Annotated in this window: 13 protein-coding genes; 9 read left to right on the top strand and 4 right to left on the bottom strand. The window is 55.6% G+C overall.

The genetic code is table 11. The features are described 5' to 3' along the window. Nucleotides 1–330 precede the first annotated feature (330 nt). The 7 genes from LQZ21_RS10765 to LQZ21_RS10735 all read left to right on the top strand — a co-directional run bounded on the left by LQZ21_RS10765 (nucleotide 331) and on the right by LQZ21_RS10735 (nucleotide 7,200). A complete protein-coding gene (locus LQZ21_RS10765; protein WP_411044338.1) occupies nucleotides 331–1,602 on the top strand; it encodes an ABC transporter substrate-binding protein in 1,272 nt (423 codons plus the stop codon). A gap of 67 nt (nucleotides 1,603–1,669) precedes the next feature. After that, complete coding sequence (locus LQZ21_RS10760) at nucleotides 1,670–2,566, top strand: carbohydrate ABC transporter permease (RefSeq protein ID WP_411044337.1); 897 nt, start codon at nucleotides 1,670–1,672, stop codon at nucleotides 2,564–2,566. After that, a complete protein-coding gene (locus LQZ21_RS10755) occupies nucleotides 2,563–3,408 on the top strand; it encodes a carbohydrate ABC transporter permease (protein WP_411044336.1) in 846 nt (281 codons plus the stop codon). Before LQZ21_RS10760 ends, LQZ21_RS10755 begins: the two co-directional genes overlap by 4 nt. 4 nt (nucleotides 3,409–3,412) lie before the next feature. Next, entirely contained in the window at nucleotides 3,413–4,456 is a 1,044-nt protein-coding gene (locus LQZ21_RS10750; RefSeq protein WP_411044335.1) for a uroporphyrinogen decarboxylase family protein, read from the top strand. A 380-nt stretch (nucleotides 4,457–4,836) separates the two neighbouring features. Continuing rightward, nucleotides 4,837–5,247, top strand: a complete 411-nt coding sequence (locus LQZ21_RS10745; RefSeq protein ID WP_411044334.1) for a Fur family transcriptional regulator — start codon at nucleotides 4,837–4,839, stop codon at nucleotides 5,245–5,247. Nucleotides 5,248–5,373: 126 nt separating this feature from the next. Then, nucleotides 5,374–6,876: a catalase gene (locus LQZ21_RS10740; protein WP_411044333.1), complete on the top strand. Its 1,503-nt coding sequence runs from the start codon at nucleotides 5,374–5,376 to the stop codon at nucleotides 6,874–6,876. Nucleotides 6,877–6,885: 9 nt separating this feature from the next. Next, nucleotides 6,886–7,200 carry a DUF4491 family protein gene (locus LQZ21_RS10735; RefSeq protein WP_411044332.1) on the top strand — a complete coding sequence of 105 codons (315 nt, stop codon included), beginning with the start codon at nucleotides 6,886–6,888 and terminating at the stop codon, nucleotides 7,198–7,200. A 108-nt stretch (nucleotides 7,201–7,308) separates the two neighbouring features. Here the strand turns inward: LQZ21_RS10735 and LQZ21_RS10730 are convergent, their stop codons facing one another. From LQZ21_RS10730 to ptsP, 4 genes are read right to left on the bottom strand one after another with little or no spacing between them, the layout of a single operon-like run. After that, entirely contained in the window at nucleotides 7,309–8,475 is a 1,167-nt protein-coding gene (locus tag LQZ21_RS10730; RefSeq protein ID WP_411044331.1) for a small ribosomal subunit Rsm22 family protein, read from the bottom strand. Beyond that, entirely contained in the window at nucleotides 8,472–8,828 is a 357-nt protein-coding gene (locus tag LQZ21_RS10725) for a MerR family transcriptional regulator (protein WP_411044330.1), read from the bottom strand. Before LQZ21_RS10725 ends, LQZ21_RS10730 begins: the two co-directional genes overlap by 4 nt. After that, a complete protein-coding gene (der, locus tag LQZ21_RS10720) occupies nucleotides 8,825–10,249 on the bottom strand; it encodes a ribosome biogenesis GTPase Der (protein WP_411044329.1) in 1,425 nt (474 codons plus the stop codon). Before der ends, LQZ21_RS10725 begins: the two co-directional genes overlap by 4 nt. Before the next feature lie 37 nt (nucleotides 10,250–10,286). Next, nucleotides 10,287–12,026 (bottom strand): phosphoenolpyruvate--protein phosphotransferase, encoded by a 1,740-nt coding sequence (ptsP, locus tag LQZ21_RS10715; protein WP_411044328.1) that lies wholly within the window; start codon nucleotides 12,024–12,026, stop codon nucleotides 10,287–10,289. Nucleotides 12,027–12,145: 119 nt separating this feature from the next. Here ptsP and LQZ21_RS10710 point away from each other — a divergent pair, with 119 nt between their 5' ends. Both LQZ21_RS10710 and LQZ21_RS10705 read left to right on the top strand, forming a co-directional pair. After that, nucleotides 12,146–13,396 carry an ABC transporter substrate-binding protein gene (locus tag LQZ21_RS10710; RefSeq protein ID WP_411044339.1) on the top strand — a complete coding sequence of 417 codons (1,251 nt, stop codon included), beginning with the start codon at nucleotides 12,146–12,148 and terminating at the stop codon, nucleotides 13,394–13,396. Continuing rightward, a complete protein-coding gene (locus tag LQZ21_RS10705) occupies nucleotides 13,393–14,301 on the top strand; it encodes a carbohydrate ABC transporter permease (RefSeq protein WP_411044327.1) in 909 nt (302 codons plus the stop codon). The genes LQZ21_RS10710 and LQZ21_RS10705 overlap by 4 nt, the downstream gene beginning before the upstream one ends. Nucleotides 14,302–14,304 lie beyond the last annotated feature (3 nt).

Below are 14,304 nucleotides of genomic sequence, written 5' to 3'. Positions count from 1 at the left end.
TTTTTTTTTTTTTTTTTTCCCCCCCCCCCCCCCCCCCAATATGCACACAAAAATCGTTACCCTGTACTGATATACACCAACGGGACGTTCTATACGTCCGCCGAAAAAAAGCCCAAAAAGTCTGCAAAACAGGTCTCTTTTTTACTGCCAAAACACAGATGTTGGATTTCCCCATACAATCCAAAATAAATCGAAGCATGGAGGGTAGGTCTGTAAAAACGTATGAGCCTCCGCGGAGCAGAGCTCCGGGGTATTAAACCAGACTCCCGAATAAACCGTAAAATACGGGCGTGTGCCTGTATATATTTTTTTATCCCTATGGAGGAAAACATGAAAAGGATACTTTTTTTTCTGTTGGTTCTGATTGCCGGAAGCAGCATGGTGTTTGCGCGTGGCGGCCAGGGCGGAAGGGCCGCTGCCGCCAGCAATGATGTGGTTCTGTGGGCCTTCGCCGAAACCCACGCCCGTTATTTTGAATGGGTCGGAGCGGAGTATAAAAAGACCCACCCGGACTTCAATCTGAAGGTTGAGCTTATGGATGGGGACGCTTTGAATGACCGCCTGTCAGTGGTTATCATGGCCAATGGGGAGGGGAGTCCGGACCTCGTGGATATGAATGAGAGTGCTTTTCCCCGGTATATGTCGGCGGAAAAAATATGTTTTGAACCTTTGACCAGTTGGATACAGCGGGATGGCATCGGTGATAAGGTTGTGGCCAGCCGTCAAAATTTGTACTTCTATAACGGAAATTATTACGGCATTGAGCACGCCCTGACGCCGGTAACCATGGCCTACCGGAAGGATCTATTTGAAAAGTACAATATCAAGGTTCCCACAACCTGGACTGAGTACAAAGACGCGGCAGCGAAATTCAAACCCTACGGTATCTATATTACCGCAGTTAACGATATGCGCATCACCGGTTTGCCCGAAGAACAACTTGACGCTTTTGTCCGAGCCGCCAATGCCGATTACATAAACAGCCGGGGGGAACTCACCATCACTCCTACCTTCCGTCAGCTTGTGGCGGACTTCCGTACCATGCAGCAGCAAGGCTTAACCTTTTCCTGGGAAACCGACGAGGAACACTGGTCGGCTTTCCGGCAGGATATAATAGCCACCTACATTACCCCCGACTGGGCGGCGGGCTGGCTCAAGGACAATGTTCCCGAACAGGCCGGCAAATGGGCTATGGCGGCTCTGCCCAAATTTGACGCTAATTCTCTCGGAACTTCCTGCAGGGGCGGAACCGGTTTGACGATTATGAAATACAGTAAAAAGGACAAGGAAGCCCTGTGGGACTTTGTCAAATTCGCCCAGGTGGATACCAATAACGCGGTACAGAAATATAAAATGATAAACCTGTTCCCCGTTGTTTATGCCGCCATGCCCCTGTGCAGCAGCCCGGACCCCTACTATGGAGGACAGGATCTGGGGGCCCTCTATGCGCAGCTCTCAAGAGAGATGCCGGTCCAAAATCAGGCTCCGTGGCGGGGCGTCTGGAATGATACCATGGCAGCCAACGGCTACGATTACTACGAGGGGAACATTACCCTTGACCAGTACCTCAACCTGGGAGCCGAGGCGATAAAAAACCGGTAGATAGAAACGATTTTTAGCATTGGGGGCCGGAATGGCCCCCATAAGACACAGGGGCACGGGAGAAGACATGGAATTCACCAAAACCCAAAGACCTTTTCAATGGAAAAAGATACAACCCTATCTCTTTATTTCTCCTTTTTTTATTATGTTCGCTGTTTTTGGTCTTTACCCCTTGATCTCGGGGATCATCATCTCCCTGCAGGACAAGGGGGTTTTTGCCGGACCGGCGAACTATATAAAACTGGCGGGGGACAAGCTGTTTGCCAAATCCATTGCCAACGCATTCCTCTATACCTTGGGCAGTGTGTTCATCATCCTGCCCGTGGCATTGGGGGCAGCCCTGCTCCTCAACAGCAAACGTATGGGCGCCAAAAGCGGGGCGGTCTCCACTATTTTCTTTTTCCCCAACATAACGTCGGTTATTGTGGTAGGGATTGTATTCAAATTCATCTTCCGTGAACGGGGGGGCGTATTGAACGCCATCCTGGGCTTCTTTTCCCTGGGGCCCTTCAATTTCCTCAGCAATCCCCGGTACGGCATCGGCGTCATGGTGGCAATCGGTATCTGGCGCTACTTCGGGGTGAACAGCCTCTACTTTTTAAGCGGACTCCAGGGCATACCGGTTGAACTCGGCGAGGCCGCCCGCATCGACGGCGCCAATCCCTGGCAGGAATTCTGGCGTATCATATTCCCCCTGCTTCAGCCCATTTCCAAATTTATCGTGTTTACGGCGATTACCGGTTCTTTCGCCATGTTCGGCGATGTAATTACCCTGGTCGGATACGTCGGCGGTACCAGGTACTCGTACCTGTACCCGGTGATGCACCTCTATAACACCATGTTTCGGGAAAATCAGGTGAATTACGCGGCTGCCGTCGGCTACATCATCGCGCTTATCCTGTTGATCCTTACCACCTTGCAGCGAAAGGTGATAATACGGGATGAAGGGGAGGGACTGGTATGACGGAATATGTAAAAAGCAAACGGGGTGTTAAAAGCCTTGTGTTTCACCTTGGGCTTCTTGCGGCTGTCGTCGTCATTATATATCCGTTTTTGATAATGATTTCAGGGTCCTTTAAAACCGATCTTGAAATGAACCGCGCTCCCCTGCGGATATTTCCCCAGGACGGTACCGTCGATAATTACCGGACCCTTTTTATCTCGATTCCTTTTGTGAGACAGTTTTTCAACAGTACCCTGGTCGCAGCGGCCTATGCGGCGCTGAGTATGCTTTTTTGCAGTCTCGTTGCCTTCGGTTTTACCCGCTTTGAGCGGTTTACGGGTAAAAAAATCCTTTTCTCCCTGATACTTACCACCATGCTTATCCCTTCCCAGGTCTATATGGTGCCGATGTTCCAGATGTACCGGGCCTTCGGCTTTTTTGGTACCTACCTTCCCATGCTCATTCCGGCCTTTACCAACGCCTTCGGCATATTCCTGATACGCCAGGTCATGGACCAGGTTCCCCGGGAACTCTACGAGAGCGCGGTGATTGACGGCTGCGGAGAACTGTACATCTATTCCCGTATTGCCGTGCCCCTGAGCGTTTCGGGTCTGGGGATACTGGTGGTCCTGAATTTCATGGCCAACTGGAACGACTTTATGACTCCCCTGATTTATCTCAACAAGGAAGCCATGTATACCCTGCCCATCGGCCTTATGCGGCTTCAAAATTTTTACAAGGTTACCTACGGCGCTCCCCTTGCCGGGGCTTTTATTTCCTGCATACCGGTGATTATACTACTTACCGTGGTAGGACAGAAGTATTTTATTCGCGGTCTCATTGCGGGGGCTGTCAAAGGATAGGATTATGGCATTACTTGATAACCCGTTAAGCCGGGAAGAGCTCAAAAAAGTAATTGAAGGCAGGGGCGCGGCCCGCCGCGTCCCCATGATGATCCATGAATGGATAAATCCCGCTACCTTTAAGGAGCGGGCGGGGGAGTACAAGGCGGTTCTGGAGCACTACCCCTGTGACACGGTGGTAACCTATCTCAACATCCCCCAGGTATTCGACGCCCCGCCGGACGACCCCTCGTACCGATGGCTCAACTTCGACAATCCCTTCCCGCCGGGTGTCGCCCTGGATACCAATAGCGCCCTTGACGACTGGGCCAAACTCGACGGTGTTCTGGCGGATTTCCCCAACCCCAATTATCCGGGGCTTATTACCAAAAACCCGCTGCCTGAAAACGGCGTCTACCGGGTAGGACTGTGGTGGTACTGGCTCTTTGAGCGCCTCTGGTCCATCAGGGGGATGGAAAACGCCCTCTGCGACTTCTATGAAAACGGCGATGAAGTCCACCGTTTGTTCCGGGCACTGACGGATTTCTACAAGGCCCTTGTTGCCAGGGGCCGCAAAGAACTCAGACTAGACGCCATCTGGACCAGCGATGACATCGGTATGCAGACCTCCCCTTTCTTTTCAATTGACGTGTTCCGGGAATTCTTCAAACCCTACTACAAAGAACTTATCGATCATGTACACAGCCTGGGTATGCACTTCTGGCTCCACGCCTGCGGCAACATCAAGCCCTTCATCCCGGAACTTATCGAGATCGGCCTGGACGTGCTTCATCCCATACAGAAGTATACCATGGCTGAAAAGGAGATCGCCGCCGAATTCGGCAAAGACATCTGCATCTGGGGCGGCATGGATGTCCAACGGATCATCCCCTACGGAACCCCTGATGACGTACGCCGGGAAGTCCGCTTTATGTTCGACACCTACTTCCGCCGGGACGGACATTTTATGCTGACTGCGGGCAACAACATGACTATCGATACCCCCTTGGAAAATCTTAAAGCCCTCCTGGATGAGGCCCTAACATATGGAATAACCATTTGCCGCTAAGGATGTTACCATCGGTTTTGTACAAAGTCCGCAGTGTACTCGTCTGAACCTGAGGTTTTGAAAAGAGCCTCATCTTTCTCCTGAAAGTACAAAAAATGCGGTGATTACGCTCCAAGACGGCTTTTCGAGACGCCGGAAAAGAGATATATTTATAATTTGTGGTTGTTCGAAAGTCTGGGTTACTACCCCGGAACTTGTTCCACGGAAGCTCATGGTAAAGTTAAATTCCCATATTTTATCCAAAAAAATCATTGACAGTTCTGGTAAAATCCTTTATGCTTTTAATAGTAATGATTCTTAATAGCAGTGACTGTTTCAAAGCGGGGTTCATGCGGACTTCCGGTCCGGTGAAAAGCCTCAATACAACCCATAAGGTTGCGATGGTGACAGAAAATTTGAGCAGGCGTAATACCCGCCAAAGAAAATTGGTTTTGGAGGCGATCCACTGGGGGGATCATCCGTCCGCCCGGGATATTTTTGACGCCATCGCAAAAACGGAACGGATTAGCCTGGGGACGGTGTACCGTAATCTTATTATCCTGGAGGAAGCGGGGGAAATTGTTCAGGTTAAAAGCGATCCCCTGCTGGTCCGGTATGACCGGCGGCTGGGGCCCCACCATCATCTGCACTGCAAGGTCTGCGGCAGGGTGTATGATATGCCCCTTCCCTATGACGCCGTTTTTGACCGGGAAGCCGCTGAAAAAAGCGGATGCCGGATTGAAGGCCATTCCATTACATTTAAAGGAATTTGCCGGGCATGTATAGAAAAATCCCCTGAAAACCGGTTCTAAGGGGGCATCTTCCGGGTTATTTTTGCGGAAGGATGCTGAAAAAGTGAAAAAAGCGGTTGTCGTTGACAACCTTTTTTTGGGACGGTTATTAATAATCGTTCTTATTATGAATAAAAGGAGTTTATTATGGAAAATAAACTTACCACTGCCAACGGACAGCCCGTCGACAACGACCAGGCGTCCCAGTCCACCGGCCCCCAGGGGTATACCCTGCTGCAGGATGTCCATCTCATCGAAAAACTGGCCCACTTTGACCGGGAACGGATCCCCGAACGGGTGGTTCACGCTAAAGGAGCCGGGGCCCACGGGGTCTTCGAGGTAAGCCGCGCCGTGCCGGAATACACCTGCGCGGAATTCCTTTCCGATACGGGGAAGAAAACCGATGTTTTCGTCCGCTTCTCCACCGTCGGAGGCGAACGGGGGTCCGCCGATTCCGAGCGGGACCCCCGGGGTTTCGCGGTTAAGTTTTATACCGGAGAAGGCAACTACGATCTGGTGGGTAATAACACTCCCATATTTTTTATCCGGGATGCGATAAAATTCCCTGATTTCATTCATACCCAAAAACGCAACCCCCGGACCAACCTCAAGGACCCCGACGCCATGTGGGATTTCTGGTCCCTGACCCCTGAATCCCTGCATCAGGTGGCCATCCTCTTCTCCGACCGGGGGACCCCCGCCTCGTACCGGAATATGCATGGTTTCGGCAGCCATACCTATATGTGGTACAACGAAAAGAAGGAATATGTATGGGTCAAATACCACTGGGTATGCGACCAGCCGATTAAAAACCTTACCGGCTCGGAGGCGGACGCCATGCGCGGCACCGACCCGGATCACGCGACCAGGGATCTCTACGAAGCCATTGCCCGGGGGGAATTCCCCAGTTGGACCCTCAATATTCAGATCATGACGCCGGAACAGGCGGAACACTTCAGGTTCAATCCCTTTGACGTAACCAAGGTGTGGTACCACAAGGAGTTCCCCCTCATTCCCATCGGAAAAATGACCCTGAACAGAAACCCGGAAAATTATTTTGCCGAGGTGGAACAGGTGGCTTTTGCCCCCAGTAATATGGTTCCCGGCGTTGCCCCTTCACCGGACAAACTCCTCCAGGGCAGGTTGTTTGCCTACACCGATACCCAGCGCCACCGCCTGGGGACCAATTTTACCCAAATTCCCATCAACGCCCCCAAATGCCCCATGGGTCATTACCAGCGGGACGGCGCCATGAGTGTCAACGGCAACGGCGGCGGCGCGCCTGTTTACTACCCCAATACCGCGGGCGGGCCGGTTCCCGCGGGCGACCGGGCCACGCCGCCCCAAATAGACCTCAAGGGCGTCCTCGGCAGGCACGAACAGGAAGTTTCGGACCTGGATTTTGAACAGCCCGGCCTGCTCTACGGAAGGGTCCTGGACGAAACCGCCCGTTCCCACCTTTGTGACAATATCTGCGCGAGCCTCGGCGGGGCCCGGCAGCAGTTACAGTACCGGGAGGCCGCCCTCTTTGCCCTGGCGGACAAGTCCTGGGGTAAGGATATTGCGGACCGGTTGAAACTTGATTTTGACCGGGTTCTGGAACTTTCCCGGCTGTCCCCGGCGGAACGCGCCGCCGCTACCCGAGGATAAGGAGTGGTTATGTATCTACACGGATTATTTGCCGGGGCAACGGCGCTGATCATTATCGGACTTTTTCATCCGGTGGTGATAAAAGGGGAATACCACTTCGGCAAGGGTATTTGGCCGTTTTTTTTGATAAGCGGTTTGGGCTTAATCGCGGCGGCCTGCATCATTGCCCAGGTGTATCTTTCCGTTTTTTTGGGGATCACCGGCTTCACCTGTATCTGGACCATCAAGGAACTTTTTGAACAGGAAAAGCGGGTGGAGCGGGGCTGGTTCCCCCGGAAATCGTCCCGGCAGGAGCCCCGGCTTCCTGCCCGGAAAGCGGCCTGAAACAGCAGTCTTCCACTCCGCCGGTCCCCGGTTTTACCGGGGGCCGGCAATAGTTTCAAATGAAAGTTCGTGACGGTTGGTATTGGCCCACGGGTTTTTACCGTATGTTTAGTCCAGGGGGAAGATCAGGGCCTTGCTTTTGGGATCCCGCTGTTCCCGGGGCGGGGACCTAAGCCGGAGCAGGGTCCCCGGTTCCGGGGGTTCTGTTTTCTCCCGGGTCCCGGCAACAAGGACGAGGCCCTTGGCCGAACAGCCGTAACGGCCGTATTCCCCGGACCGGGGCAAGGGAAAGGAGTCGGAGATGATCCGTACCAAGAGCGGGGAGCCGGGATGCGCCGGAGGCTTACCGGTTCGGGGACCGGCCAGGAGGAAGGAGAGGACCGCCCGTTCCTTGGGGAAGCCCGCGGCAACGGACAGGGTTTGCAGGTCCCGGGGGGCGTCGGCAGTGGTAAAGGCAAAATGACACCACTTGGCTTTTCCCCTGCCCCCGGGAGTAAACCCACCCGGCAGGGGACAGGGCCCCCCATGGGGGCAGGGCGCCAGGGGGAAGCGGCCTTGTGCTTCTAAGGCGCCCCTGAGGGCGGCGATAAATTCCCCGGACCGGGGTATCCCCGGTTCCACCACCAGGATGGCCCCCCCTTCCCCGGCCAGGGCCGAAAGCAGCCGGACCTGCTTGTCCGCGAAGACCCCCGGGGCCCCCCCTTCCGGAATTTCGTTGTACACATTGACGGCGGTAACCAGGGCGGCCCGAGGTCCGTGAACCGGAGCGCCCAGGGGGGCCCGGATGGTTTTTATGACCCAGGGGCAATCCTTCCCCGCCAGGGTGGAGAAAAGGGCTTTCCCCGCCTCCAGGGCCGCCCCGTTCCGGTCCAGGCAGCGGAATTCCAGGGACAAGCCCCGCAGATCCGGCCGGGAAAGCCAGAGGGCCACGGGCAGGGTAAGGGGGCCCGAACCCAGGTCGGTAAGGGCGTTCCCGGCGGCCAGGGAGAGGGGCAATGCCGGGAGCAGCCGGCAGAGGCGGTAGACGTTCCAGGGGAGAAAGTACCTGAGGTAGGCGGAAAGCAGGGCGGGCCGGCCCAGATAGCCGCTATCCCGATCCTCCCGGCCACCGGTAAGGAACCGGGAAAGCTCCGCCACGTCCTGGGGCAGGCCCGAGCGGAACCGCCGGGGCAGGGGAAAAACCCGGTCGATGAGCGCGGGAAGCCCCTCCAGGAGGGGAAGCACATCGCCTCCCAGGGGGGGAAAAAGGGTTTCCAGGGGGGGATCCGTCTTCATACCGGGGTATTATCCCCCTTTCCAGGCCCCCGCTTCGCCGGCCCCCAGGCATGGACCGTAAAATACAGGTCCAGCAGTTCCGAGCGCAGGGCATCGATGTGGGCCCGCAGATCCGCCGAGGAACCGGAGAGCTCCCGGAAAAGCTCCTCCCGGGCGCCTTTCAGGGTAAAACAACGGTCATACAGCAGATATTTAAGCCTGAGGAGGATGCGGATATCCCCGTTGGAGTATACCCGCCGGCCAAAACGATCCCGTTTGGGCTGAACCAGGGGTATTTCCTGTTCCCAGTAGCGGATAACGTGGACCTTGAGCCCCAAAAGGGCTTCCACATCCCCTATCCCATAGGAAGTCATCGCCGGCCCCTGTCCACAGCGGCCCCGGACCGGGAGTTTCGGGGGCGGCGGCCCTCGGAACCGGCCTTTCCCGAAGACCGGAGTTCGATTTCCACGGGGATGAGGGAATACCCCAGGTCCTTACGGATCCGGTTCCGGAGGTAGGAAACATAGGCTTCCCCCACCGCCCCGGGCCGGGAGACAAAAAAGACAAATTTTACCGGGTTTTCCGACACCTGAACCGCGTATTTTATCTTAAACCTGGTCTGGGGGCCGATGGGCGGGGGGTATTCCTCAAGCCAGCGCTCCAGGGCCTGGTTGAGGGGGGCCGTCTCCACCCGTTTGTTGAGCTGGCCGTACATCCGAACCGCCGTGGCAAGCAGTTCCTCTATCCCGGCGCCGTCCAGGGCGCAGAGGGCCACAATGGGGGCATACTCCATCTTGGGAAAGAGAAACCTGGTCCGGTCCGCGGCGGCGGTAAAACTGTTTTTTACCGCGGGCATGGTATCCCACTTGTTCAGCGCCAGGATGATCCCCCGGCCCTTTTCGTGGGCAAGGGCGGCGATCTTCTTGTCCTGTTCCGCCAGCCCTTCCCGGGCGTCGATGAGGAGGATCACCACGTCCGCCTCATCCATGGTCTTGATGGCCCGGTTCACCGAATAATATTCGATATTTTCGGTAACCTTGGATTTACGCCGGATCCCCGCGGTGTCCAGAACCAAAAAACGCCGGTTTTTATAGAAGAATTCCCCCTCCACCACGTCCCGGGTGGTACCGGGGATATCACTCACAATGGAAGCCCCCGAGGCGGTAAGCCGGTTTGACAGGGTGGACTTTCCCGTATTGGGTTTTCCCACCAGGGCGAGCCGTATGGGCCGGCTTTCGGCCTCGTCCGGTTCCACCCGGGAAAAATCCAGCCGGGAGATTATGGCCTCTTCCAGTTCCCCCACATGGTCCCCGTGTTCGGCGGATATCATAAAGATGTGATCAAAACCATAGGAGAGGAGATTCCAGGCGTCGGCCTCCCGGCGGCCTCCCTCGGTTTTATTCACCGCCACCAGCAAACGGTCCCGCAGGGGCCGGAGGATGCGGATAAATTCCTCATCCTCCGGGGTTACTACCCCGGCTTCCAGGATAAGCACCACCAGGGCCGCCCCTTCTATGGTTTCCAGGGTCCGTCCCACCACCAGGTCGTCCAGGGTATCCGCGAGGGAGCTTTCCCGGTCCAGCTTGAACCCCCCGGTATCGATAAGCCGCAGGGGCTTTCCCGCGATAAAGGTATCCATGCCCACCGGGTCCCGGGTAACCCCCGGGGTAGGATCCGTAATGGCCCGGCGTTTATGCAAAAGCCGGTTAAACAGGGTGGATTTACCCACATTGGGCCGTCCCGCCAGGACAACCACCGGGAGGTTCCGGTATTTTAAATCGCCGTTAAATTCCATGAAACAACACTCCGGAACAGCTCAGACTCTGGGTAAACTAATCGGCGGAAAAGATTTTGGCCATCCATTCCTCCACCAGGGCGCTTACCTGGGAATAGGAATAACAGTTCAAGGCTTTCTCCGCCAAGGTCCGGCAGCTTTCCTGGGGAACCCCCCGGATGATCCGCTTTACCTGGGGGATGGAGGTGGCGGTCATGCTGAATTCGTCCAGGCCCAGTCCCAGGAGCAGCGCGGTAACCGCGGGATCCCCCGCCAGCTCTCCGCACATGGCCGCCTTGATTCCCTTCCGGTGGGCCGCGTCGATGGTTTTTTTCAGGAGCCGCAAAACCGCCGGATGGGTAGGCTGGGCTAAATAATTGACCTTTTCATTTCCCCGGTCCACCGCCAGGGTGTACTGGATAAGGTCATTGGTTCCGATAGAAAAAAAGTCCGACCGCTCCGCCAGGATATCCGCGGTCATCGCCGCCGAAGGGATCTCTATCATGGTGCCCACCTGGATATCCTGGGCATAGGCCTGGCCCCGCCGCCGGCATTCCCCCTTGGCCTCTTCCAAAAGTTCTTTGGCCTGTTCCAGTTCCTCAATGCCGGAGATCATGGGGAACATGATCCCCACCTTTCCGTAGACACTGGAGCGCAGGATCGCCCGGAGCTGGGTCTTGAATAATTCCGGCCGGGCAAGGCAAAACCGTATGGCCCGCCACCCCAGGAGGGGATTCTTTTCATCGGTGGCCTGAAATTCGGAGAGTACCTTGTCCCCCCCCACATCGACGGTTCTGATGGTTACGGGGAGGCCGTCCATGGCTTTGACCACCCGGCTGTAGGCCTGGAATTGTTCCTCCTCCTCCGCGGTATACCCCGAAGTGAGGAAAAGGAATTCCGAGCGGTAAAGCCCTATGCCCTCCGCCCCAAAACGCTGTACCTGATCCGCCTCTTCGGGGATCTCAATATTGGCCTTGAGGCACACCCGGTGTCCGTCGGGGGTTTCGGCGGGGAGCTCCCCCAGGGCCAGGAGGCCGTCAAACATTTTATGGTACTGGTAAATAGCCTGTTCGTATTGGTTCAAATTGTTTTCGTCCGGATCTATCAAAATTTCACCGGTACTGCCGTTGAGTACCAGCAGGTCCCCGTTGCGGATCTCCTTGGTGGCGCTGGAAAGGCCCAATACCGCGGGGATTTCAAAGGCCCGGGCGAGGATAGCGGTATGGGAAGTCCGGCCCCCCATATCCATTACCAGGCCCATGACCCGCTCCCGGTTCATGGACAGGACTTCCGACGGTAAAAGATCATGAACCACCAGAATCACATCTTCGGAAAGATCCGCAAGGGAAAATTTTGTTATGGACAGGAGTTTATTTAATATTCTGCGGGAGACATCGGAAATATCCGCGGCCCGTTCCCTAAGGTATGAATCCCCGGAGGCGCTGAGCTTTTGGATCAGCTCATAGGAAATTTCCCGAACCGTCCATTCAACATTATTCAGGAATTTACGCAGCCGGTTTTTAATCTGATCCTTAAAATCAGGATCCTCCAGCATCATGAGCTGTGCCTCGAAAATCGCCGCCTGTTCTTTACTTATTTCCCGGGCCGCCCGGTCATTCAGGGCCTTGACCTCCCGGGCCGCTTCATCAATGGCATCCAGGAGCCGCCGCCATTCGGACTCAACCTGCTCTTCCTCAATAGTATACCGGGGGAGTTCGGGGAAATCATCTTCCAGATACAAAAAGGCCTTGCCCAAAACAATACCGGAAGACGCGGGAATACCGGACAGCTTTTTCATTAGCTTAAAGATACCGTAAAAGGGGGGTCCCTGTCAAACACTCCCATTGCCTCAACTATTCTTGTATTTTCTGTCCTATTGGCGTATACTCAACAATATCTTTATATGGAGGAGAAATGATGAAAAAGAATTTGATGTTGGTAAGCCTTATTATGCTTGCCGTGGTTTTGGTCCTGCCCGTTTATGCCGGAGGCGGTCAGCAGTCCGCTGCACCGGGTAAGGTGGTTTTGACCATGGGCTCCTGGCGGGCCGATGACGTGGCCCAAGTGAATAAGCTGCTGGCGGAATACAGCAAGTTGAAGCCTAATATAGAAATCCGGTTCCAGCCCACCAATCCACCGGATTATAACGCGACCCTCAGGCTGCAACTGGACAGCGGGACCGGCCCGGATCTGATGTATGCCCGTTCCTATGCCACCGGGCAGGAACTCTTCAATGCCGGATATTTCGGGGACTGTACCACTATTCCCGGGGTTACCCAGAATTTCACCGACAGCAACCTGGCGCCCTGGCGTATGCCCGACGGCAAGATGTTCGCCGTTCCCTTTGCGGCGGTATCCCATGCGGTGTACTACAACAAGACCATTTTCCAGAAGGAGGGGCTTTCCATTCCCCAGACCTATGAGGATTTCCTCGCCCTCTGCGGAACCCTGGCCGCCAAAGGCTATACTCCCCTGGCCAACGGCGTGGCGGATGAATGGGATATCCTGGAGGTATTCTTCCTGGGGATGCTCCCCAACTTCACCGGAGGGGCGGCGGACCGGGTCCAATATGAAAACGGAACCAAGAAGCTGAACGACGCCAATTTTGTCGCCGCTTTCCAGGCCATGGCCGATGCGGCAAAATACCTCCCCAAGGGCTTTGAGGCGGTAACTTACAACGATTCCCAGGCCCTGTTTAATACCCAGCAGGCGGTAATGTTCATGGACGGTTCCTGGACAGCCGGGGTATATGCGGATGCGCCCTTTAACTGGGGGCTTTTCGCCATGCCCGCTCCCCGGGGAAAGCAGACCCGGATCACCTTCCACCCCGATATGGCCATCACCTACAATACGAAGACCAAGTATCCCAATGAATGCCGGGAGTTCCTGGCCTGGCTTGCGTCCAGAGAAGGGGCGACGGTCGCTTCCGCGAGCCTGCCCCTGGGTTTCTTCCCCATGATCAACTTCCCCATTCAGCTGACGGATCCCCATGCCAACGAATTCCTCGCCTTGAATACCGGCAAGGAGACGGACGCGCGGTTTGTGTGGCCCAAACTCATGGACCTCTATGCCCCCATGAACCAGTCGGTGATCATGGTCCTCAAGGGTGAACAGACCCCTCGGCAGGCGGCCGACGCCATGGAAGCGGAAGCAGCGAAGGTAAGATGAAAAAAAACGGAACTGCGGCCGCGTGGGGCTGGATACCCTATTTGATCCCGGCGCTGGTCTTCTATATCCTGTTTATGGCCTGGCCCCTGCTGGATTCCCTGCGCCTGAGCCTTTATACCGGTTCCGCGGGGATAGGCCGCAGTTTCGTTGGTCTTGAAAATTTTAAAAAACTTTTTACCGTGGAGCAGTATTCCCAGCGATATTGGGGGGCCTTCGCTCATACCCTATATTTCTTTTTGGTTCATCTCGCGGTTCAGAATGTCCTGGGAATATTCTTTGCCACCCTGCTTACCAACCGGACCATGCGGGGCCGGGAGTTTTACCAAACGGTGATCTTTATGCCCGTTACCTTTGCGGTACTGGTTACGGGGTATCTCTGGAAGCTCCTGCTGAATCCGGTATGGAGCGGCCCGTTTATGACGAAAATCGGCCTGAGCTTCCTGGTCCGGCCCTGGCTGGGGGACCGGGCGACCGCCCTTACCGTGGTGTCCCTGGTTTCCTGCTGGCAGTGGATAGGGATCCCCTGCATGATGTTTGTGGCGGCGCTACGGAACATCAGCACCGATTACTTTGAAGCCGCCATAATTGAGGGGGCCAACGGGTGGCAGATATTCCGGCGCATCAAGTTTCCCCTCATTAGGCCGGTGGTGGGGATAATCGCCATCCTGACCTTTGTGAATAACTTCAACGCCTTTGACGTGGTTTTTTCCATGGAGAATGTCAACGGCGCCCCGAATTACGCCACGGACCTGATGGGTACCCTGTTCTATCGGGTGGGGATAGCCGGCCAGCATCCGGTGGGTATCCCCGATCCGGGTATGGGGGCGGCCATCGCCGCCATCACCTTCTTTGTCCTATGCCTAGGGGTCATCCCTACCCTCAAAGCAACCCAGGGGAGGGATTAGGCC

The sequence above is a fragment of the Treponema sp. TIM-1 genome (assembly GCF_046533115.1).
Taxonomy (GTDB): domain Bacteria; phylum Spirochaetota; class Spirochaetia; order Treponematales; family Breznakiellaceae; genus JAIRMO01.
This window is presented reverse-complemented; position numbering and strand designations above follow the sequence as displayed.

Excerpts from the sequence above, each read along its gene's own strand:
- LQZ21_RS10735 (WP_411044332.1), top strand. The coding sequence starts at position 6,886 with ATGTATCTACACGGATTATTTGCCGGGGCAACGGCGCTGATCATTATC.
- LQZ21_RS10730 (WP_411044331.1), bottom strand. The coding sequence starts at position 8,475 with ATGAAGACGGATCCCCCCCTGGAAACCCTTTTTCCCCCCCTGGGAGGC.
- LQZ21_RS10745 (WP_411044334.1), top strand. The coding sequence starts at position 4,837 with ATGGTGACAGAAAATTTGAGCAGGCGTAATACCCGCCAAAGAAAATTG.
- LQZ21_RS10750 (WP_411044335.1), top strand. The coding sequence starts at position 3,413 with ATGGCATTACTTGATAACCCGTTAAGCCGGGAAGAGCTCAAAAAAGTA.
- LQZ21_RS10765 (WP_411044338.1), top strand. The coding sequence starts at position 331 with ATGAAAAGGATACTTTTTTTTCTGTTGGTTCTGATTGCCGGAAGCAGC.
- ptsP (WP_411044328.1), bottom strand. The coding sequence starts at position 12,026 with ATGAAAAAGCTGTCCGGTATTCCCGCGTCTTCCGGTATTGTTTTGGGC.
- LQZ21_RS10740 (WP_411044333.1), top strand. The coding sequence starts at position 5,374 with ATGGAAAATAAACTTACCACTGCCAACGGACAGCCCGTCGACAACGAC.
- LQZ21_RS10705 (WP_411044327.1), top strand. The coding sequence starts at position 13,393 with ATGAAAAAAAACGGAACTGCGGCCGCGTGGGGCTGGATACCCTATTTG.
- der (WP_411044329.1), bottom strand. The coding sequence starts at position 10,249 with ATGGAATTTAACGGCGATTTAAAATACCGGAACCTCCCGGTGGTTGTC.
- LQZ21_RS10725 (WP_411044330.1), bottom strand. The coding sequence starts at position 8,828 with ATGACTTCCTATGGGATAGGGGATGTGGAAGCCCTTTTGGGGCTCAAG.
- LQZ21_RS10760 (WP_411044337.1), top strand. The coding sequence starts at position 1,670 with ATGGAATTCACCAAAACCCAAAGACCTTTTCAATGGAAAAAGATACAA.
- LQZ21_RS10755 (WP_411044336.1), top strand. The coding sequence starts at position 2,563 with ATGACGGAATATGTAAAAAGCAAACGGGGTGTTAAAAGCCTTGTGTTT.
- LQZ21_RS10710 (WP_411044339.1), top strand. The coding sequence starts at position 12,146 with ATGAAAAAGAATTTGATGTTGGTAAGCCTTATTATGCTTGCCGTGGTT.